Below are 21,164 nucleotides of genomic sequence, written 5' to 3' on the forward strand. Positions count from 1 at the left end.
GGTTCAAATCGTTCGCTCCGCTCACTGGGACCGGCTAAAGCCCGCCCCTTGACCAAACCTTAGGGGGCACATATGAGAATGCGCAATGCTCGTATCGCGATAGTGCTACTCGGACTCGTATTACCTTATATGGCACGCCTGCCTCGCGGCATCGAATGGCTGCAGCAGTACACGGATACCGATATTGGTAGTTGGCTATTTTTGGGGGCGTTCAATGCCATTGCATGGGGTGCAATCCTTGCATGTAGCTTTATGTATCTCCGCCCCTGTTCACTAATTGGACCATGCTTGCTTGGCTTCGGCTTCCTAGCATGGGCGCACAACACCTTAGATCTCAGCGCAGACGCGCAAGCCGCTATCGGCCTGATCTTCATTCCTATCTATGCTCTCTTGCCAATTGCAATTGGCGGCGCAATTGGTTACGCCTTGGATCGGAGGCTACGGCGCAATGATGCCCCCTAACAATTCGTATATGGACTCTCCCCCACAAGCGGTGAGGAATAGCTTTTTGACACTGTCGTCAGCGCGGTTGCACTCGTATATCCGGCCTTGCATCGGGCATCGCCCTGGCCATTCTGTTGCTCGCGCAGAGGGGGCCAAGCGCGCATGAGGTATCTGTTGTGGCTCGACGGCGCTGCCGCCGCGCTGGCCGGCGCTCTGCTGCTGACGTTTCGCCACTGGCTGAGCGAGTTGCAGGCGCTGCCCCTGGCGCTGCTGACCCTGATCGGCCTGGTCAATCTGCTCTATGCGGCTTACTCCCTGAGCCTGGCGCGCAGCCGGCGGCGACCGCAAGCGCTGATCGTGCTGCTGGTGCTGGGCAATATGGCCTGGGCGGCGGTGTGCCTAGGGCTGGCGGCGAGCTTTGTCGGCTCGGCGCGCCCCTGGGGCCTGGCTTATCTGGTTGGCGAAGCGCTGTTCGTCGCGCTGCTGGCCGGCCTCGAATGGCGCTGGCGCGAACGCCTGTCAGTGGCCGCTTGAGCGCTCGCCTCGCCCGCGGCGGATAGCCCGCCCCAGGCGCTGCGCGTGGCCTGCAGCGCGAGAGTTTTTGCCCGCCACGCGCCCTTGCGGCACACTAGCGCCCTTCCCGAGCAATCGCTCGTTTTGCCATGCAAGCAGAGTCCGTATGACCCGTTCCCCCTTCCGCCGCCTCGCCTTCGGGGCGCTGCGCCGCCTGCTGTACCTCTGGGTACGCTCGGAAACCATCAACCAGTCCGCCTTCACCCTCAAGCTCGACCGCAGCAAGCCGGTGTTCTACGTGCTGCAGCAGCCTTCGGTGAGCGACCTGGCGGTGGTCGACCGCGAATGCAGCAAGGCCGGCCTGCCGCGCCCGGTGTTGCCGGTGGCGGTCGGGGAACACGTCGAGCCGGCGGCCTTCTTCTACCTGACGCCGGAGCCGGATTGGTTCGGCCGCCAGGACAAGCGCGGCATCTCGCCGACCCTGGATCGGGTAGTCGCCGCCCTCTCCCGCCAGGCGGTGGACGATGCGCAGATCGTGCCGGTCAGCGTGTTCTGGGGGCAGTCGCCGGATCGTGAGACCAGCGCCTGGAAGCTGCTGTTCGCCGACAGCTGGGCGGTGACCGGGCGCCTGCGCCGGCTGGTGAGCATCCTGATCCTGGGGCGCAAGACCCGCGTGCAGTTCTCCACGCCGATTCACCTGCGCGAGCTGGTCGAACAGGACAAGGGCCAGGAACGCACCCTGCGCATGGTCCATCGCATCCTGCGCGTGCATTTCCGCAACCAGAAGGCCGCGGTGATCGGCCCGGACGTGTCGCACCGGCGCAACCTGGTCAAGGGCCTGGTGCACGACCCGCTGGTGCGCCAGGCGATTGCCGAGGAAGCCGAGCGCGAGAAGATCAGCCTGGAGAAGGCCGAGGCGCAGGCGCTGCGCTACGGCAACGAGATCGCCTCGGACTACACCTACACGGTGATCCGCTTCCTCGAACTGGTGCTTTCCTGGTTCTGGAACAAGATCTACGACGGCGTCAAAGTGCACAACATCGAGGGCGTGCGCGACATCGCCCAGGGCCACGAGGTGATCTACGTGCCCTGCCACCGCAGCCATATCGACTACCTGCTGCTGTCCTACCTGCTGTTCACCAACGGCCTGACGCCACCGCACATCGCCGCCGGCATCAACCTCAACATGCCGGTGATCGGTGGCCTGCTGCGCCGCGGCGGCGCCTTCTTCATGCGCCGCACCTTCAAGGGCAACCCGCTGTACACCGCGGTGTTCAACGAATACCTGCACACCCTGTTCAGCAAGGGCTTCCCGGTCGAATACTTCATCGAGGGCGGCCGCTCGCGCACCGGGCGCATGCTGCGGCCGAAGACCGGCATGCTGGCCATCACCCTGCGCAGCTTCCTGCGCTCGCATCGCCTGCCCATCGTTTTCGTGCCGGTGTATATCGGCTACGAGCGGGTGCTGGAGGGGCGCACCTACCTGGGCGAGCTGCGCGGCGCGAGCAAGAAGAAGGAGTCGATCTTCGACCTGTTCAAGGTGCTCGGCGCGCTCAAGCAGCGCTTCGGCCAGGTCTCGGTGAACTTCGGCGAGCCGATCAAGCTGGCCGAGTTCCTCGACCAGCAGCAGCCGGACTGGCGCAGCCAGGAGCTGGCGCCGCAGTTCCGCCCGAGCTGGCTGAACGAGGCGACCAATCGCCTCGGCGAGCGGGTGGCGCGTCACCTCAACGAGGCGGCGGCGATCAACCCGGTCAACCTGGTGGCGCTGGCGCTGCTGTCGACCAGCAAGCTGGCCCTGGACGACCGCGCCCTGGCGCGGGTGCTCGACCTCTACCTGGCGCTGCTGCGCGCGGTGCCCTACTCGCCGCACACCACATTGCCGGACGGCGACGGCGCGGCGCTGATCGAGCACGTCAAGGGCATGGACCTGCTGGCCGAACAGAAGGATGCGCTGGGCAAGATCCTCTATCTGGACGAGCAGAACGCCGTCCTGATGACCTACTACCGCAACAACGTGCTGCACATCTTCGCCCTGCCGGCGCTGCTGGCGAGCTTCTTCCAGAGCAGCGCGCGGATCAGCCGCGAGCAGATCCTGCGCTTCACCGGCGCGCTCTATCCCTACCTGCAGGCCGAGCTGTTTATCCGCTGGGATAGCGACCAGCTCGAGGAAGTGGTCGACCAGTGGCTGGCCGCCTTCGTCGAGCAGGGCCTGCTGAAGATCGAGGGCGACGTGTACCTGCGCCCGGCGCCCAGCTCGCGCCAGTTCGTGCTGCTGACCCTGCTGTCGCGCTCGGTGGCGCAGACCCTGCAGCGCTTCTACATGGCCATCGCCCTGCTGCTCAACGCCGGGCAGAACGCGATCAGCGCCGAGGAGCTGGAAGACCTGTGCACGGTGATGGCCCAGCGCCTGTCGATCCTGCATGGCCTGAATGCGCCGGAGTTCTTCGACAAGAGCCTGTTCCGCCACTTCATCCAGAGCCTGCTGGACCAGGGCGTGCTGCGTCAGGACGAAGCAGGCAAGCTCAGCCACCACCCGCTGCTCAGCGAACTGGCCGAAGGCGCCGCCAAGCGCGTGCTGCCGGCGGAGATTCGCCTGTCGATCCGCCAGGTGGCGCTGGATCGCAACGAGGACGAGCCGGCAGCGCCGTGATTGTCGCGTCGTAGGGCGCGCTATGGCAGAACCCCCAGGGTGGCTGCCGCCTTTTACCTCCACCAGGGCGGTGGATCGGTGAAGCGTGATCCAGCCTACGCGCCGACCGGCAATCGCGGCTAAAGCCCCTCCCACGGCGTCCACCCCACCCGTAGGAGGGGCTTTAGCCGCCACAGGTTCGTAGGCCAAACAAAACCCGCCGTGCGCGAGGCGCAGGGCGGGTTCTCTTTACCGCGTGAAAGGCCTTACAAGGTCACCGCCGCCGGCTTCGGCTCGGCGGCCACTTGCACGTCCGGCGCCACTTCGATGTGCTGCAGCTCGAGGCGTTCGCTGCTCCACTGGCGCACGCGGTTGGTCAGCGCCAGGTCGTCGTTCAGCTTCTGCCCGTAGGACGGGATGATCTGCTGCAGGCGCGCCTGCCACGCGGGGCTGGCGACCTGCTCGGCGAAGGCCTTCTCGATCAGCTGCAGCATGATCGGCGCGGCGGTGGAGGCACCCGGCGAGGCGCCGAGTAGCGCGCTGATGCTGCCGTCGGCGGAAGTCACCACCTCGGTGCCGAACTGCAGCACGCCGCCCTTCTCGGCATCCTTCTTGATGATCTGCACGCGCTGGCCGGCCTGGATCAGCTCCCAGTCCTCGCTCTTGGCCTCCGGGAAGTATTCGCGCAGCGAGGCCATGCGGTCTTCCTGGCTGAGCATCAGCTGGCCGATCAGGTAGGTGCTCAGCGGGATGTTGTCCATACCGGCATTGGCCAGCGGCAGGAAGTTGTCGCTGGTCATGCTGCCGAACAAGTCGAGCAGCGAGCCATGTTTCAGGAACTTGGTGGAGAAGGTGGCAAAGGGGCCGAACAGCAGCACGGTCTCGTCGCCGATCACGCGGGTGTCCAGGTGCGGCACGGACATCGGCGGCGAGCCGACCGAGGCCTTGCCGTACACCTTGGCCTTGTGCTGGGCGACGATCTCGGGGTTGCGCGTCATCAGGAACTGGCCGCCGACCGGGAAGCCAGCGTAGCCCTTGGCCTCTTCGATACCTGATTGCTGCAGCAGCTTGAGCGCGCCGCCGCCGGCGCCGATGAACACGAAGCGCGCCTTGACGCTGCTCTCGGCGCCATCGTTGGCCAGGTCGGCGACCACCACGGTCCAGCTGCCGTCAGCGTTGCGCCGCAGGTCGCGCACCTCGTGTTCCAGGTGCAGGCGCGCCTGGTCCTTGGCGATCAGCGAGTCGATCAGTTGGCGGGTGATCTCGCCGAAGTTGACGTCGGTGCCGATCGCCATGCGGGTGGCGGCGACGGGTTGGCCCTGGTCACGGCCCTGCATGACCAGCGGCGCCCACTGGGCGATCTGCGCGTGATCCTCGCTGAACTCCATGCCGCGGAACAGGTTGCTGTGCTCGAGCGCGGCATGGCGCTTGCGCAGGTATTCGATGTTGTCCTCGCCCCAGACGAAGCTCATGTGCGGGGTGTTGTTGATGAAGCTCTTGGGCTTGCTCAGCACCTCGCGCTCGACCTGGTAGGCCCAGAACTGCTTGGAGATCTCGAAGGATTCGTTGATCGCCACCGCCTTGCCGATGTCGATGCCGCCGTCGGCGGTTTCCGGGGTGTAGTTCAGTTCGCAGAACGCCGAGTGGCCGGTGCCGGCGTTGTTCCAGGCGTTGGAGCTCTCGCCGGCGACGCGGTCGAGGCGCTCGTAGATGTCGATGCTCCAGTCCGGCTCCAGCTCGTTGAGGTAGGTGCCGAGGGTGGCGCTCATCACGCCGGCGCCGATCAGCAGGACATCGACGGTTTTCTCGGGCTCGCGGGGCTTGGAGCAACCGATCACGCTGAGACAGAGCAGCGTCAGCAGGATTTTCTTCATGGCACAGTCCAGTGGTGTGCACGACGGCGGGCCGTGCAGGCAAGGTTTCGGGTGGCAGCCGTATGGGCCGCCCATGGGCGATGGCCGCCGATCGGCGGCGCGGCGGGAGGAAGGGTGTTCCAGGCCTCTTGGCGGGCGTATTCCGCTCGTGCCGCCGGCAGGAGCAATATGCGTGCCGCTGAAAGGATTCAGCGCTGGATCGGGCCTCGCCGCGCACCGGGAGGCACGATGCGGTGGCGAGTTCTCGCCAAAGGCGGCGGGCCCGCGCGGCGCCGGTGGCGGGATTCCGCCCCGCGCCTCAGCTGGACAGCAGCAGGGGCAACAGCAGCGCCGTGGCGATCCCCAGCAGGCTCATGGCCAGGGCGGCGAAGGCGCCGCACTCCTCGCCTTCCTGCAGGGCATGGGCGGTGCCGATGGCATGGGCATTGATGCCGTAGCTGAGGCCTCGGGCAGCCGGGTGCTCGACCCTGGCCCAGCGCAGCAGCCAGGGGCCGAGCGCGGTGCCGATCACCCCGGTGAGCATCACCAGCACCGCCGCCAGCGAGGCGATGCCGCCGATCTGTTCGGCCACCGGCATGGCGATCGGCATGGTCACCGATTTCGGCGCCAGGCTCATCAACACCACCCAGTCGGCGCCCAGCGCCCAGCCGATGGCCAGGGTCAGCGTCACCGACAGCACGCCGCCGGCCAGCAGGGTGAGCATGATCGGCCAGAACAGCTGGCGAATGCGCTTGATGTTGTGCTGCAGCGGCACCGCCAGGGCCAGGGTGGCCGGGCCGAGCAGCCAGGCGATGGGCTCGGCGCCGGCGCGGTAGGTGGCGTAATCCACCCCGCACAGCAGCAGGGTGGCGACGATCAGCGTCACCGACACCAGCACCGGCTGCAGCAGCAGCCAGCCGCTGCGCCGATACAGCCAGGCGGCAATCAGAAAGGCCGCCAGGGTCAGGCCGATGGCGAACACCGGATGCGCGGCCAGGGCATTCATCGCTGACGCTCCTGGCGGCGGATCAGGGTCTGCAGCAGCCAGCCGCAGAACGGCACGGTGACCAGCAGCGACAGCACCAGGGCCGTGGCGATCACCGGCAGCTCGGCCAGCAGCAGCTCGCTGCTGGTCATGATCCCGGCGGCCGGCACCGCCAGCAGCAACGGCAGGTAGGGCAACAGGCCATTCGCCGCCTGCTGCAGCGGCTCGGGCACCGCGCCGCGCCACATCAGCCAGGCCGACAGCAGCAGCAGGCCGATGATCGAGCCCGGCAGCATCGGCAGCAGCCACTGGTTCAGGGCCACGCCCAACAACTGCAGCACCACCAGCCAGAACAGGCCTCGCAACATCATGATCTCGACTCCTCCTTAATTGCGCCCCCGGCGAAACAGCGGACGCGGCTCGATGGCCGAACGACCATACAACACACTGAGCCCGGCCAGGCCCTTGAGTGCATCCTCCAGCGACTTGTCGGCGCGCACGGCGAAGGCGTCGAAACCGCACTGGCGCATATGCGCCAGCTGGTCGCGCAGCACATCGCCCACCGCGCGCAGTTCGCCGCGCCAGCCCAGACGGGTGCGCAGCAGGTAGGCCTGGCTGTAGCCGCGGCCGTCGCGGAAGCTGGGGAAGTCGATGGCGATCAGCGGCAGGCTGGCGAGAAACGGCTGCAGGTCTTCCGGCTCGTCGTCCACCTGCAACAGCAGGCCGTCGGCGCTCGCCGCCCTGCCCTGCAGCACTTCGGCCGACTGCCGTTCGCGCCAGACGGCCAGCGGCAGGATCAACGGCGCCACGCCAGCGCTGTCGGCGTCATGCAGTTGCCAGGGGTCGTCGGTGACGATGCGGGCCTGGCCCTCGACCAGGCGGATCAGATTGTTCATGCCACCGCCTCCCGGGCGTAGATGCGCTCCTTGAACGGCTCCAGGCCGATGCGCTGGAAGGTGTCGAGAAAGCCTTCGTTCAGCTCGCGGTAGTCGACGTAGGTCTGCACGATGCGCTCGATCACCTCGGGCACCTGCTCGGCGGCGAACGCCGGGCCGATCACCTTGCCCAGCGCCGCCTGCCGGCCCTGGCTGCCGCCGAGGGTGAGCTGGTACCACTCGCTGCCGTTCTTGTCGACGCCGAGGATGCCGACGTTGCCGATATGGTGGTGGCCGCAGGCGTTCATGCAGCCGGAGATGTTCAGGCTGATATCGCCCAGGTCGTGCAGGTAGTCGAGGTCGTCGAAGCGCTGCTGGATGGCCTGGGCGATGGGGATCGACTTGGCGTTGGCCAGCGAGCAGAAGTCGCCGCCCGGGCAGGCGATGATGTCGGTGAGCAGGCCGGCGTTGGCGGTGCCCAGCCCGGCCGCCCGAGCCTCCAGCCACAGCGCATGGAGATCGCGCTTGCGCACGTCGGGCAGCACCAGGTTCTGTTCGTGGGCCACGCGAATCTCGCCGAAACCGTAGCGCTCGCTCCAGTCGGCCAGCGCCTCCATCTGCTCGGCGCTGACGTCGCCGGGCGGCGCGCTGATGCCGGGTTTGGTCGACAGCACCACGCTGGCGTAACCGGGCACCTGATGCGCCATGACGTTGCGCGACACCCAGCGGGCGAAGTCCGCGTCGCGCGCCAGCTGGGTGCCAAAGTCGATATCGGCATCGGCCAGCTCGGCATAGGCCGGCTTGTGGAAGGAGGCGGCGACGCGCCGGTATTCCTCATCGGTGAGCCGCGCCGGGCCGTCCTTGATCGACTGCCACTCGCGCTCCACCTCGGCGGCGAAGGCCTCGATGCCGAGCGCCTTGACCAGGATCTTGATCCGCGCCTTGTACTTGTTGTCGCGCCGGCCGTGGCGGTTGTACACGCGCAGGATGGCCTCGACGTAGGACAGGCAGTCCTGCCAGTGCAGCCCCTCGCGCAGGGTCTGGGCGATGATCGGCGTGCGCCCCAGGCCGCCGCCGACCAGCACCCGCAGGCGCAACGCACCGGCCTCGTCGCGATGCAGCTGCAGGCCGATATCGTGCACCTGGATCGCCGCGCGATCCTCGGCGGCGGCGCACAGGGCGATCTTGAACTTGCGCGGCAGGAAGAGGAATTCCGGGTTGACCGTCGACCACTGGCGAAGGATCTCGGCCAGCGGACGCGGGTCGAGGTACTCGTCGGCGGCAACGCCGGCGAAGGCTTCGGTGGTGATGTTGCGCACGCAGTTGCCGGAGGTCTGGATGGCGTGCATGTCGTGCTCGGCCAGCCAGTCGAGGATGTCCGCCACGCGCTCGAGCTCGATCCAGTTGAACTGGATGTTCTGCCGCGTGGTGAAGTGGCCATAACCGCGGTCGTAGGCGCGGGCGATATGCGCCAGCGCGCGCATCTGCTTGGCCGACAGGGTGCCGTAGGGGATCGCCACGCGCAGCATGTAGGCATGCTTCTGCAGGTACAGGCCGTTCTGCAGGCGCAGCGGCAGGAACTCCTCTTCGCTCAGCTCGCCTTCCAGGCGCCGCTGTACCTGGTCGCGGAACTGGGCGACGCGCTCGCGCACCAGCGCACGGTCATAATCGTCGTATTGGTACATGCCGGCAGGCCTCCTGATCACGGGCGTCGACTATGCCTGCCGGACGTGTTTCGAAAACAGCGCCAGAAAAGCCTAAAAAAACCAGATCAGATAAGCGAAAGAAGGCTGCGGCTTACCGGAGATTGGCGCGGCGCGATGTCGCAGGCCGAGGCCTGTAGCGCTCAGGCTGAGATCCACAGGAGCCAGAGGTGGCGTGGCCTGGAGACCTGTCAGGCAGTTTTTCCGGCGTCCACCGGCCGCATCTGATCCGCTTTTTTAACGAAAACCTGAGACTGTTTCGCAAACAGTTCGCCTCGGATCATGGCGCCAGCCTGATTAACGCCTGATGAGGGCAACGCCATGACCGAGCTGATCCCCGTGCGGGCCGTCGAGAGCATCGACCCTGCCAAACCCATCCGCCTGACGCCGGCCCAGGCCGGCGGGCCGATTCACACCCGCAGCTTCACCGGGCGCTTTCGCAACCTGCGCCTGCTCGGCGCCGGCCTGCTGTTCCTGCTGTTCTTCGGCACCGCCTGGATCGACTGGAACGACCGCCAGGCCGTGCTCTGGGATCTGGGCGCGCGTCAGTTCCATATCTTCGGCGCCACCTACTGGCCGCAGGATTTCATCCTGCTCTCGGCCATCCTGATCATCGCCGCCTTCGGCCTGTTCTTCATCACCGTGCTGGCCGGGCGCGTCTGGTGCGGCTACGCCTGCCCACAGAGCGTGTGGACCTGGATCTTCATGCGCGTGGAGCAGCTCACCGAGGGCGACCGCGGCCAGCGCATCAAGCTCGACGCCGCACCCTGGTCGCTGCAAAAGATCCTGCGCCGCGGCGCCAAGCACGGCCTGTGGCTGGCGGTGAGCCTGGTCACCGCGCTGGCCTTCGTCGGCTACTTCACCCCGATTCGCCAGCTGACCCTGGACCTGGCGACCCTCGAGGTCGGCGCCACCACGGCCTTCTGGGTGCTGTTCTTCACCGCCGCCACCTATATCAACGCCGGCTGGCTGCGCGAGAAGGTGTGCCGCGACATGTGCCCCTACTCGCGCTTTCAGAGCGTGATGTTCGACCGCGACACGCTGATCGTCTCCTACGACGCCGCCCGCGGCGAGAGCCGCGGGCCGCGCCGCAAGGACGCCGACTACAAGGCCGAAGGCCTGGGCGACTGCATCGACTGCACCATGTGCGTACAGGTCTGCCCCACCGGCATCGACATCCGCGATGGCCTGCAACTGGACTGCATCGGCTGCGGCGCCTGCATCGACGCCTGCGACAGCGTGATGGACAAGCTCGGCTATGCCCGCGGCCTGGTGCGCTACGGCTCCGAGCGCGAGCTGGCCGGCGGCAAGACCCGCTGGCTGCGGCCCAACCTGGTCGGCCATGCGGCGATGCTGGCGCTGATGATCGGCGCCTTCGCCTGGGCCCTGGCCGAGCGCCCGCTGCTGTCGCTGGACGTGACCCGCGACCGCGGCCTGTACCGCGAGAACGCCCTGGGCCAGATCGAGAACATCTACAGCCTGAAGATCATCAACAAGACCCAGCAGGCGCGCAGCTACAATATCGCCCTGGTCGAGCCGGGCGACTTCGAGCTGCATGGGCCGAGCACGCTGCATCTGGCAGCCGGCGAGATCCGCGACCTGCCGGTCAGCGTGGCCCTGACCGCCACGCGCAATGGCGCCGGCCCGCAGCACCTGCAGTTCGAGGTGACCGACCAAGCCGAGCCGGACAGCCGCGTCGCCACCCGCAGCACCTTCCTCGCCCCGCTGCGCTGAAACCTTCTAGCCCGGATGCCATCCGGGGCCGTCCGCTGCGCGGATGGCACCCGGGCTACACCTACCCTGTAGGCGCGGATTGATCCGCGATTCGCCCAGCACGCCCCACGGTCCCGCCCGAACGACTCACGAGGCCCTGCCATGTCCGCCGTTCACCCCGTAAAGTGTTCGCCCGTACCCCTTGCACCGGTGAACCAGGACAGGATGAAACGCTACGAGAAATTCGCCGACGAGATCGCCGAGCTAATCCGCAGCGGCGTGCTCGCCCCAGGCGAGAAGGTGCCCTCGGTGCGCCACGCCAGCCGCACCTACGGGGTCAGCCCGTCCACCGTGTTCCAGGCCTACTACCTGCTGGAGGATCGCGGCCTGATCCAGGCCCGCGCCCGCTCCGGCTACTTCGTCCGCGAACACGCGCAGCGCCCGCTGCACGAGCCGGAAGCGGCCGTGCGCGCCGCGCAGACCACCGAGGTGGACGTCAGCGAACTGGTGTTCTCCGTGCTCGCCTCGCTGAAAGACCCTGACACCGTGCCCTTCGGTTCGGCCTTCCCCAGCCCCGACCTGTTCCCCCTGCCGCGCCTGGCGCGCAGCATGGCACACGCCCTGCGCGAGCTGTCGCCGCACGCGGTGATCGCCGACATGACCGCCGGCAACCCCGACCTGCGTCGGCAGATCGCCCTGCGCTACATGGTCAGCGGGGTGATGCTGCCGATGGAGGAGCTGGTGATCAGCAACGGCGCCATGGAGGCGCTCAACCTCTGCCTGCAGTGCGTCACCCAGCCGGGCGACCTGGTGGCCATCGAGTCGCCGGCCTTCTACGCCTGCCTGCAGGTGCTGGAGCGGCTCAAGCTCAAGGCGGTGGAAATTCCCGTGCACCCGCGCGAAGGCATCGACCTGGCGGCGCTGACCGACAGCCTGCAGCGCCTGCCGATCAAGGCCTGCTGGTTCATGAGCAGCCTGCAGAACCCGCTCGGCGCGAGCATGAGCGAGGCGAAGAAACAGGCGCTGTACGAGCTGCTGGTGCGCCACCAGGTGCCGCTGATCGAGGACGACGTCTACGCCGAGCTGTACTTCGCCAGCCAGCCGCCCAAGCCGGTGAAGAGCTTCGACCGCGAAGGCCTGGTGATGCACTGCGGCTCGTTCTCCAAGAGCCTGGCACCCGGCTACCGGGTCGGCTGGGTGGCCGGCGGGCGCTACGCCGAGCAGATCGCCCGGCTCAAGCTGATGACCACCATCTCGCCCTCGGTGCCGGCCCAGGCGGCCATCGCCGACTACCTGCAGCACGGCGGCTACGACCGCCACCTGCGCAAGCTGCGCCACGCCCTGGAAATGCAGCAGGGCGCCATGCTCGCCTCCGCCGCCCGGCATTTTCCCGCCAGCACGCGGGTGACGCGGCCGGCCGGCGGTTATTTTCTCTGGTTCGAATTCCCCGAACGGTTGGACTCCCTGCAACTGCTGCGCCTGGCGCTGGCCCAGGGCATCAGCCTGGCGCCGGGACCGATCTTCTCCGCCAGCCAGGGCTTTCGTCACTGCGCCCGCCTGAACCACGGCCACCCCTGGGACGCGCGCAGCGAACAGGCCATGGAGGTGCTCGGCCGGCTGGTGGCGGGGTTGCTCTGACAAGCGACCATGTTCCGTAGCCCGGATGTTGTTGGCCGAACACAGCTCGGCATGACCCGGGACAATATTTGCCGCCACGCCCCCGCCTAGACTCACTCGCTCCCGAATCCGCACGGAGCGCAGCAGCATGACCTTCGATGTCGCCATCATCGGCGCCGGCCCGGCCGGTTTGTGCCTGGCCCGCGCCCTGTCCGGCCAGGGCCTGGCCGTCGTGGTGCTGGAGCGCCAGGCCGAGCAGGCGCTGGCAGCGCCGGCCTTCGACGGTCGCGAGATCGCCCTGACCCAGGCCTCGCAGGCGCTGCTCGAACGCCTCGGCCTGTGGGCGCGCCTGCCGGCCGAGGCCATCGCCGTGCTGCGCGACGCCCAGGTGTTCGACGGCCCCTCGCTGTTCGCCCTGCAGATCCGCGCCGAGCAGGCCGGCGCCGAGCGCCTCGGGCATCTGGTGGCCAACCAGGCGATCCGCCGGGCCGCCTACCAGGCCGTGGGCGAATGCGCCGATGTGCAATTGCGCTGTGAGGCGAGCGTGCGCGCCATCTGCCAGCGCGAACGCGAGGTGGAGCTGGTTCTTGAGGACGGTCAGTTACTGAAAACCCGTCTGCTGGTGGCTGCCGACAGCCGCTTCTCGGAGACCCGCCGCCAGCTCGGCATCGGCGCCCAGCTCAAGGACTTCGGCAAGAGCATGCTGGTGTGCCGCATGCAGCACGAGCGCGATCACCAGCAGGTGGCTTGGGAGTGGTTCGGCTACGGCCAGACCCTGGCCCTGCTGCCGCTCAATGGCCGCCAGTCGTCGGTGGTGCTGACCCTGCCGCCACGGCAGATCGAACGCCTGCAAGGGCTCGACGAGACGGCCTTCGCCCGGGAGATGGAACGGCGCTTCGAGCGCCGCCTGGGCGCCATGCGGCTGGTCAGCAGCCGCCACGCCTACCCGCTGGTCGGCGCCTACGCGCGGCGCATGGTGGGCCGGCGCTGCGCGCTGATCGGCGACGCCGCCGTGGGCATGCATCCGGTCACCGCGCATGGCTTCAACTTCGGCCTGGGCAGCGTGCAGCGGCTGAGCGAACTGCTGCTGGCCGCGCAGCGCAAGCGCCAGGACCTCGGCGCAGGCGATCTGCTGGCGCGCTACGAACGCCGGCAGCGCCTGGCCACCTGGCCGCTGTACCAGGCCACCAATCTGCTGGTGGAGCTGTACACCGACGACCGCCTGCCCGTGCGCCTGCTGCGCGGCGCCGGGCTGCGCCTGGCGCAGGGGCTGCGGCCGTTGCAGAGCGGCATCGCCCGGCACCTGACGGCGCGCACCTGAGCCGGGCTCAGAACCACTGATCGTTGCGCTTGCGCTTGACCCGCAGCATGGTCGGCAGGATCAGCCCGAGCAGCAGCCCGGCGCCGGCGATACCGCCGCCGTAGACCATGTAGCGCATCAGCACCTGCTGCTGCTCCTCGCCCAGCTGCGCCTGGGCATCGCGCAACTCGGCGCGGGCCGTGGTCAACTCGCTGTCCAGCGCGCTGCGGGCTGCCTGCAGCTCGTCGATCAGTTGCTTGCGCGAGTCCAGGGTCTCCTGCATGCCCTGCACGCGGGCCTTCCAGGCGTCGTCGATGCCTTTCAGCTCGGCGGACAACTCGGCCACCTGCTGCTCCAGCTGCGGCAGGCGCTCGGCCTGGCCGGGCACGGCCTGCAGGTCGCGGCTGGGAATCCACACGGCGTTGCCGTTCTCCGCGCGCACCTGGCTGTAATCGCCCTGGCTGCGCAGCAGCTCGACCTTCTGCCCGGAACTCAGCGTGCCGACGATGCGGTAACCGTCGGTCGGCCCGCTGCGCACGTAGGTGTTCAGGCTGTCGCTGACCCAGCGCGCATTGCCGGCCTCCTCGGCCTGCGCCGCAGGGGCGAGCGCCAGCAGACCGCCGAACAGACAGGCGGCGAAGGGTCGAGTCGAAATAACGGGGAAATGACGGGATAGGGACATGGGCGATCTTCACGTGGCGACGAAAACGAAGCCCGCCGGGCGGGCGCGGTGCGAGGTCGGCCACAGGCAGCGCCATGGGCTGCAGCGGAGGTACCGGAGGCGCGCTGAGGAGGCCTTCAGCCAGCCGGCCAATGGCCACCCGCGCCGCCCCGGCGGGCCGACAGGAGAAAGACCGGGGCGAGCGCCGTGAGTTCACTCGCGCGCCTGGAGGCGAGACGGGTGGCCTCAGCTGTCGCGAAACAGATCGTGCGCATCGAGCAGGCGCCAGGCGATCTCCGGACGCTTTTCCAGGGCGCGGCGGATCGCCGCCGGGATCGCCTGGCGGGTCTTGCGGCACAGGCCTGGCTGCTCGTCGAAGCGAAAGCCGATGCCGCGCATGCTGCGCACCTCGCCATGGCCGGGAGCGATATGCAGGCCAATGCCGAGCTGCTCGAACATGCGCTGCTGCAAGCGCTCGAGTTCCTCCAGGCTCTGCAGGTTCTCCAGGCGCTCGAGCAGGCGCTGCTCCTCCTGACGGGTGAGCAGCAGGATGCGCGTGTCGGCGCCCGGCGCGTCCAGCAGCTGTTCGCGCCGACAGTCGCAGACGCCCGCTGGGCAGGGATGACGAAGCGGTGGCAGGGAAGTCATGGGCTAGGATCATAGCCAGCCGCGAATGCCGTTGCCCACTGCCGCGTCGTGCAGGGCGATGGCCGGGCCAGGCAACCTCTCGCCGTCGCCGGGGTCTGAGAGCCCTGATCAACCAAGGAGCCACCATGCAACGCCTATCCCTGCTGCTCTGCAGCACCCTGCTCGCCGCCTGCAGCAACAGCGTCGAAATGCACCGCCTCAGCGGCGAAGTCTTCTACCTGCAGCGCAGCGCCCTGCCGCCGCAGGCCACCCTGGAGGTCAGCCTGCTCGACGTGTCGCTGGCCGACGCACCGGCCAAGGTGCTGGCCCGTCAGGCCGGGCCGGTGGCCGGCCAGGTGCCGCTGCCCTTCAGCCTCGCCTACGACCCGACGCAGCTGCAGCCCGGCCATCGCTACGCGGTCAGCGCGCGCATCGAGGCGGACGGTCGGCTGCTGTTCATCACCACCGAACAGCACGGCGTCACCCTCGACGGCAGCGACCCGCAGCCGCTGCGCATCCGCGTCGACGCCGTGCGTTGAGCAGGCCCTGCAGCAGCCGTTAAGCTGACCCCACTCTCACCCGCACAAGGAAGACCACCATGCTTCGCCTCACCACAGTCGCCGCCGGCCTGCTGCTCTCGGCCAGCGCCTTCGCTCTGTCCCTCTCCGACCTGAGCCAGCAGGACGCCAGCGGCGGCCTCAAGGACGCGCTGATCCAGGGCGCCCAGGTGGCGGTCAAGCAGCTCGGCACGCCCGGCGGCTTCAGCGACAACCCGGACGTGCGCATCGAGCTGCCGGGCCACCTCGGCAAGGCCGCCAAGACCATGAAGATGATGGGCATGGGCGCCCAGGTCGAGCAGCTGGAGGCGAGCATGAACAAGGCCGCCGAAGCCGCCGTGCCGCAGGCCCAGGCGCTGCTGGTAGACGCCGTGAAGAAGATGACCCTGACCGATGCCAAGGCGATTCTCGCCGGCCCCGCAGACTCCGCCACTCAGTACCTGAACCAGAGCAGCCGCGAGCAGATCCGCGCCAAGTTCCTGCCCATCGTCAAGCAGGCCACCGACCAGGTCGGCCTGGCCCAGCAGTACAACGCCTTCGCCGGTCAGGCCGCGGCCTTCGGCGTGGTCGACGCCAAGAGCAGCACGGTGGAAGGTTACGTTACCGAGCAGGCGCTCAACGGCCTGTTCGAGATGATTGCCGTGCAGGAAGCGAACATCCGCCAGAACCCGGCCGGCGCCGCCACCAGCCTGGCGAAGAAGGTATTCGGCGCGCTCTGATCGCCGCCTGCCGCGACAACGCCCCGCTCGGCCCCCGGCCGGCGGGGCGTTTTGCCTGGTGACCAGCTCAGGGCCGGCTGAGCGCGCCGAGCTGCGGCCGGGCAAACAGGTAGCCCTGCATGTAGCGGATGCCCAGTTCGATCAGCGCATCGCGCTCGCCGGCGCTTTCGATGCCCTCGGCGATGATGCGGATGCCCAGCCGCCGCGCCACCAGGACGATGCCGGCGACTATCGCCTGGCGCACCGGGTCCTGGTCGATGCCGCGGGTCAGCACCATGTCCAGCTTGAGCACGTGCGGCTGGAAGGTGGCCAGCAGGTTGAGCCCGGAGTAGCCGGCGCCGAAGTCGTCGATGGCGGTGGTGAAGCCCTGGCGGCCGTATTCGGCGAAGATCCGCTTGAGGTGCTCGGCATCGTGGATCTGCTCGCCCTCGGTGACCTCGAACATCAGCCGCTCGCGGGGGAATTCGAAACGCCTGGCCGCCTCCAGCGTCGCGCGGATGCAGGTCTCGGCGCGGTACACCGCATTGGGCAGGAAGTTGATGCTGAGCAGGCAATCGGGGATTTCGTGCAGGCCGAGACGAGCCGCCTGCTCGATGGCCTTGACCCGGCAGGCCTGGTCGAAGCGATAGCGGTTGCCATCGTTGACCCGCCCGAGAATCTCCCCCGCCGACTCGCCGTTGACACCGCGCACCAGCGCCTCGTAGGCGAAGGGGCGCCGCTCCTCGACATCCAGAATCAGCTGAAAGGCCATGGTGAAGTCGAACCCCAGCGCCTCAGGGTTGCGGCACTCGGCGCAGCCGAGCGGGCGAAAGGGTTGGGGGAAGAAACTCCGGCTGTCACTGTTCATGGGAGCATCCTGGTCAGGGGCGAAGACCACCGTTGGCGCGGGCCCGTCGCGGGAGCCCGGCACTTCGTAACTGACAAAAGCGCAACGCCTCGGCTCGGGCGGCGAACCGCCGCGGCCGACGGACGAAGGATAGCCTGCTCCGCGCCATCAGAGCCGGAAGGAGGCCACCTGTTTTTCCAGGGACAGCGCCAGCTGCTGAAGGGCCTGCGCAGTACGCGAGGTGTCCGCCACCGCTTCGCTGTTCTGCTGCGACATCTGCGCGATGCGCTCGACGTTGCGCGCCACGTCCTGGCTGGCCACGGTCTGCTCGCGCAGCGCCAGGGAAATCTGGTCGACCACGCCGACCACGCGCCCCGAAGCTTCGCGGATGCTGACGATGGCGTTGCCGGCCTGGCTGGCCTGCTCCACTCCGCTGCTGACCTGCTGCACGCCGACCTCCATGTTGCCCACCGCATTGCGCGTGCCGTTCTGGATCTTCTTGATCATTTCGGCGATCTCCTGGGTGGAATTGGCCGTGCGTTGCGCCAGCAGGCGCACCTCGTCGGCCACCACGGCGAAACCGCGCCCCTGCTCGCCGGCCCGTGCCGCCTCGATGGCCGCGTTGAGCGCCAGCAGGTTGGTCTGGTCGGCGATCTCCTTGATCACGTTGACGATGGAGGAAATCTGGTCCGAGTGCTGGCCCAGCTCGCCGATCTGCGCGGCCGCGCCCTGCACGGTGTCGGCGATGCGCTGCATGCTCGACAGGGTGTGCTGGATCACCGTGCCGCCTTCCGACGACTGCCGACCCGACTCGCTGGACAGGCTGTGGGCCTCGTTGGCGTTGTCGGCGACATGGTTGATGCTGACGGTCAGCTCCTCCACCGTGGCGGCCATGCTGGACGCCGCGTGGGACTGCTCCTGAGTGGACACCGACAGCTGGCTGGCGGCGCTGGAGAAGTTCTGTGCGGCGCCGACCAGCTGCTCGGCGCCGCTGCGGATCTGCCCGATCATCTCGCGCAGGCGCTCCTGCATGGTGGCGAAGGCGTCCAGCAGCACGCCGATCTCGTCGCGGCCGGCGCGCTCGATGCGCGTATCGAGACGCCCCTCGGCGATGCTGCGCGCCACGTCGACGACCGGCTGCAGACGTCCGGCGATGCTGCGCGACAGGGCAAAGGCAACGCTGATGGCGAGCACCGCGGCAATCAGCCCGCCGCTCAGCAGAATTGCCAGCGACGACGACTTGGCCGCTTGCATGGCGAGGTTGCGCTGCGCAAGCAGGCCATTTTCCTCGGCCTGCAGATCGGCCAGCAGCTGGCGCATGGCGTCCATCTTGGCCTTGTCGCGCCCCGCGCTGATCTGCGCGATGACCGCCTCCATCGACTGCGCACCGGCCACCACCTGGCGGCGTAGCTCGACATTGCCGTGGATGTCCTCGCGCGCCCACTGATCGTGCAGGGCCTGCAACTGGCTCAGGCGCTGCTGCTGCTTGGGGTTGTCGGCGGTCAGACGGCGCAGTTGCGCGAGGTGCTGCTGAAAGCTGCGCTCGCCCTCGTTCAGCGGAGCGAGAAACTGCTCGCCGCCGGTGATGGCGAAACCGCGCATGCCGGTCTCGATATTGATCAGGCTGGTCAGCAGCGAGGCCGACTCGTTGAGCACATCGTAGGTGTGGATATTGCGCTTGACCGAGCTGTCGACCTCGGCAAAACCGCGCCAGGTCGACAACACCAGAATCAGGATGATCAGCAGAACGACGCCGAAACCCGCATACAGCTTCTGGGAAATGCTGAGATTGGCAAACATGGAGACCTCTGAGTCGCAAGGGGCAGACAGTGCGCCGGGGCTGACGGCCTTCGGCAACGCTCGGAGCGCCGGCAGGAAACGGCATCCGTGGCGATGGCCAGCGCAAAATGGCATAGCGCCATTATGCATATCGATACAAAAACTGTACAAGATATTCTCTATGTACAACTTAGACCCTATCTATCACGCCCCCTGGCAGGTCCGCACCAAGCCTTCGCCGCCCCTGCCAAAGCCGCTGGCGAAGGCCAGCCCCGCCCAAAACGAAAGCCCCGCCGGGCTTGTGGCCGGGCGGGGCTTTCGGGTTGCCGTTGCCGATCAGGCGCAGGCGGCTTGCATCTGCCGATGCGTGTCGATGAGGTGCTGCACCACGCCGGGATCGGCCAGCGTGGAGATGTCGCCGAGGGCATCGTATTCGGCGGTGGCGATCTTGCGCAGGATACGGCGCATGATCTTGCCCGAGCGGGTCTTGGGCAGGCCCGGCGCCCACTGGATCACGTCCGGAGTGGCGATCGGGCCGATTTCCTTGCGCACCCAGTTGCGCAGCTCCTGACGCAGCTGCTCGCTGGCCTCCTCGCCGGCGTTGAGGGTGACGTAGACGTAGATGCCCTGGCCCTTGATGTCGTGCGGCACGCCGACCACGGCGGCCTCGGCGACTTTCGGGTGGGCGACCATGGCGCTTTCCACCTCGGCGGTGCCCATGCGGTGCCCCGAGACGTTGAGCACGTCGTCGACCCGGCCGGTGATCCACCAGTAGCCATCCTCGTCGCGGCGCGCGCCGTCGCCGGTGAAGTACATGCCCTTGAAGGTGTTGAAGTAGGTGTCGACGAAGCGGTCGTGGTCGCCGTACAGGGTGCGCGCCTGGCCCGGCCAGGAGTCGATGATCACCAGGTTGCCTTCGGCCGGCCCTTCGATGATGTTGCCCAGGTTGTCCACCAGGGCCGGCTGCACGCCGAAGAACGGCCGCGCGGCGGAGCCCGGCTTCATCGCGTGGGCGCCCGGCAGCGGGGTCATCAGGCAGGCGCCGGTTTCGGTCTGCCACCAGGTGTCGACGATCGGGCAGCGGCTCTGGCCGACGTTCTCGTAGTACCAGTGCCAGGCCTCGGGGTTGATCGGCTCGCCGACCGAACCGAGCAGGCGCAGGCTGGAGCCGTCGGCGCCGGCCACGGCGGCCTTGCCCTCGGCCATCATGGCGCGGATCGCGGTCGGCGCGGTGTAGAGGATGTTGACCTTGTGCTTGTCGACGATCTTGGCCACGCGGGTGACGTCCGGGTAGTTCGGCACGCCCTCGAACATCAGGGTGGTGGCGCCGTTGGCCAGCGGGCCGTAGATCAGGTAGGTGTGGCCGGTGACCCAGCCAATGTCGGCGGTGCACCAGAACACCTCGCCCGGGCGGTAGTCGAACACCCGCTCGTGGGTCAGCGAGGCATATACCAGGTAGCCACCAGTGGTGTGCAGCACGCCCTTGGGCTTGCCGGTGGAGCCGGAGGTATAGAGGATGAACAGCGGCTCCTCAGCGCCCATTTCCTTCGGCGCGCAGACGCTGCCGGCGACCTTCATCAGGTCTTCGTACCAGATGTCGCGATGCTGGTTCCACTTGATCGCCGAGCCGGTGCGCTTGGCCACGATGACCTTCTGCACGCTGTGGGTTTCCGGGTTGGTCAGCGCGTCGTCGACATTGGCTTTCAGCGGCACCTTCTTGCCCCCGCGCACGCCTTCGTCGGCGGTGATCACCACCTTCGACTTGCAGTCGATGATGCGTCCGGCCAGGGCCTCCGGCGAGAAGCCGCCGAACACCACCGAGTGGATGGCGCCGATGCGTGCGCAGGCCAGCATGGCCACCGCCGCCTCGGGGATCATCGGCATGTAGATGGTCACCACGTCGCCGCGGTGCACGTCCTGGCCGCGCAGGGCGTTGGCGAACTTGCACACCTGCTCGTGCAGCTGGCGGTAGGTGATTTCCTGGTGCTCGGCCGGGTCGTCGCCTTCCCAGATGATCGCCACCTGATCGCCCCGCTCTTCCAGGTGACGGTCCAGGCAGTTGTAGGAGACGTTGAGGGTGCCGTCGGCGAACCACTTGATGTCGACGTGGTGGTCGTCGAAGGAGGTCTGCTTGACCTTGGTGTAGGGCTTGATCCAGTCGAGGCGTTTGCCCTGCTCGCGCCAGAAACCGTCGGGGTTGACCACCGACTGTTGGTACATGGCCTTGTAGGTGGCCTCGTCGGTCAGGGTCCTGGCGGCCGCTTCCGGGCTCACGGGATAAAGAGACGCAGCACTCATGGATATACCTCGATGGCGAGTTGTTTTTTTATGCTGCCTTTTGTATCCCCCGACCCTTCGTGTGG

General features: G+C 67.7%; 18 protein-coding genes and 1 pseudogene. 8 read left to right on the forward strand and 11 right to left on the reverse strand.

What is annotated here, in order from left to right; all coding sequences use genetic code 11:
- The first annotated feature begins 72 nt into the window (after positions 1 to 72).
- The 3 genes from ACW9UL_RS15870 to plsB all read left to right on the forward strand — a co-directional run bounded on the left by ACW9UL_RS15870 (position 73) and on the right by plsB (position 3,607).
- A complete protein-coding gene (locus tag ACW9UL_RS15870; RefSeq protein ID WP_457787609.1) occupies positions 73 to 462 on the forward strand; it encodes a hypothetical protein in 390 nt (129 codons plus the stop codon).
- Positions 463 to 606: 144 nt separating this feature from the next.
- Positions 607 to 978, forward strand: coding sequence for a hypothetical protein (locus ACW9UL_RS15875; RefSeq protein WP_457787610.1), 372 nt, complete (start codon positions 607 to 609; stop codon positions 976 to 978).
- 145 nt (positions 979 to 1,123) lie between these two features.
- Complete coding sequence (gene plsB / locus ACW9UL_RS15880; protein ID WP_457787611.1) at positions 1,124 to 3,607, forward strand: glycerol-3-phosphate 1-O-acyltransferase PlsB; 2,484 nt, start codon at positions 1,124 to 1,126, stop codon at positions 3,605 to 3,607.
- A gap of 245 nt (positions 3,608 to 3,852) precedes the next feature.
- On the opposite strand, the gene ACW9UL_RS15885 is transcribed toward plsB, so the two are convergent.
- From ACW9UL_RS15885 to nirA, 5 genes are all read right to left on the reverse strand, one after another.
- Positions 3,853 to 5,460: a malate:quinone oxidoreductase gene (locus ACW9UL_RS15885; RefSeq protein ID WP_457787612.1), complete on the reverse strand. Its 1,608-nt coding sequence runs from the start codon at positions 5,458 to 5,460 to the stop codon at positions 3,853 to 3,855.
- A 298-nt stretch (positions 5,461 to 5,758) separates the two neighbouring features.
- Positions 5,759 to 6,445, reverse strand: coding sequence for an LrgB family protein (locus ACW9UL_RS15890; protein ID WP_457787613.1), 687 nt, complete (start codon positions 6,443 to 6,445; stop codon positions 5,759 to 5,761).
- A complete protein-coding gene (locus ACW9UL_RS15895; RefSeq protein ID WP_397498198.1) occupies positions 6,442 to 6,795 on the reverse strand; it encodes a CidA/LrgA family protein in 354 nt (117 codons plus the stop codon). Before ACW9UL_RS15895 ends, ACW9UL_RS15890 begins: the two co-directional genes overlap by 4 nt.
- A 15-nt stretch (positions 6,796 to 6,810) precedes the next feature.
- Positions 6,811 to 7,320: a DUF934 domain-containing protein gene (locus ACW9UL_RS15900; RefSeq protein WP_457787614.1), complete on the reverse strand. Its 510-nt coding sequence runs from the start codon at positions 7,318 to 7,320 to the stop codon at positions 6,811 to 6,813.
- Complete coding sequence (gene nirA, locus ACW9UL_RS15905; RefSeq protein ID WP_457787615.1) at positions 7,317 to 8,984, reverse strand: nitrite reductase NirA; 1,668 nt, start codon at positions 8,982 to 8,984, stop codon at positions 7,317 to 7,319. The genes ACW9UL_RS15900 and nirA overlap by 4 nt, the downstream gene beginning before the upstream one ends.
- Positions 8,985 to 9,323: 339 nt before the next feature.
- On the opposite strand from nirA, the gene ccoG reads away from it, so the two are divergent.
- The 3 genes from ccoG to ubiM all read left to right on the forward strand — a co-directional run bounded on the left by ccoG (position 9,324) and on the right by ubiM (position 13,653).
- A complete protein-coding gene (ccoG, locus tag ACW9UL_RS15910; RefSeq protein ID WP_457787616.1) occupies positions 9,324 to 10,736 on the forward strand; it encodes a cytochrome c oxidase accessory protein CcoG in 1,413 nt (470 codons plus the stop codon).
- Positions 10,737 to 10,940: 204 nt separating this feature from the next.
- Complete coding sequence (gene mapR / locus ACW9UL_RS15915) at positions 10,941 to 12,353, forward strand: GntR family transcriptional regulator MpaR (protein WP_457787617.1); 1,413 nt, start codon at positions 10,941 to 10,943, stop codon at positions 12,351 to 12,353.
- A gap of 127 nt (positions 12,354 to 12,480) precedes the next feature.
- Positions 12,481 to 13,653: a 5-demethoxyubiquinol-8 5-hydroxylase UbiM gene (ubiM, locus tag ACW9UL_RS15920; RefSeq protein ID WP_457787618.1), complete on the forward strand. Its 1,173-nt coding sequence runs from the start codon at positions 12,481 to 12,483 to the stop codon at positions 13,651 to 13,653.
- A gap of 7 nt (positions 13,654 to 13,660) precedes the next feature.
- On the opposite strand, the gene ACW9UL_RS15925 is transcribed toward ubiM, so the two are convergent.
- Positions 13,661 to 14,314, reverse strand: a complete 654-nt coding sequence (locus ACW9UL_RS15925) for a TIGR04211 family SH3 domain-containing protein (RefSeq protein WP_021441953.1) — start codon at positions 14,312 to 14,314, stop codon at positions 13,661 to 13,663.
- 225 nt (positions 14,315 to 14,539) lie between these two features.
- Positions 14,540 to 14,941 (reverse strand): hypothetical protein, encoded by a 402-nt coding sequence (locus tag ACW9UL_RS15930; RefSeq protein WP_021441952.1) that lies wholly within the window; start codon positions 14,939 to 14,941, stop codon positions 14,540 to 14,542.
- 125 nt (positions 14,942 to 15,066) lie between these two features.
- Between ACW9UL_RS15930 and ACW9UL_RS15935 the strand changes: the two genes are divergently transcribed.
- Positions 15,067 to 15,459, forward strand: a complete 393-nt coding sequence (locus ACW9UL_RS15935; protein WP_457787619.1) for a YbaY family lipoprotein — start codon at positions 15,067 to 15,069, stop codon at positions 15,457 to 15,459.
- A gap of 59 nt (positions 15,460 to 15,518) precedes the next feature.
- Positions 15,519 to 16,196: a DUF4197 domain-containing protein gene (locus tag ACW9UL_RS15940; RefSeq protein WP_457787620.1), complete on the forward strand. Its 678-nt coding sequence runs from the start codon at positions 15,519 to 15,521 to the stop codon at positions 16,194 to 16,196.
- Between the two features lie 67 nt (positions 16,197 to 16,263).
- On the opposite strand, the gene ACW9UL_RS15945 is transcribed toward ACW9UL_RS15940, so the two are convergent.
- The 4 genes and pseudogenes from ACW9UL_RS15945 to acs form a co-directional block, all read right to left on the reverse strand.
- Complete coding sequence (locus tag ACW9UL_RS15945) at positions 16,264 to 17,043, reverse strand: EAL domain-containing protein (RefSeq protein ID WP_457787621.1); 780 nt, start codon at positions 17,041 to 17,043, stop codon at positions 16,264 to 16,266.
- A gap of 147 nt (positions 17,044 to 17,190) precedes the next feature.
- A complete protein-coding gene (locus ACW9UL_RS15950) occupies positions 17,191 to 18,054 on the reverse strand; it encodes a methyl-accepting chemotaxis protein (protein ID WP_457790975.1) in 864 nt (287 codons plus the stop codon).
- Positions 18,046 to 18,951, reverse strand: a pseudogene (locus tag ACW9UL_RS15955) (CHASE3 domain-containing protein); the annotation flags it as partial. The gene ACW9UL_RS15950 and the pseudogene ACW9UL_RS15955, both read right to left, overlap by 9 nt.
- A 186-nt stretch (positions 18,952 to 19,137) precedes the next feature.
- Complete coding sequence (gene acs / locus ACW9UL_RS15960) at positions 19,138 to 21,099, reverse strand: acetate--CoA ligase (RefSeq protein ID WP_031302567.1); 1,962 nt, start codon at positions 21,097 to 21,099, stop codon at positions 19,138 to 19,140.
- Positions 21,100 to 21,164 lie beyond the last annotated feature (65 nt).

The sequence above is a fragment of the Pseudomonas sp. PL-6 genome (assembly GCF_054110165.1).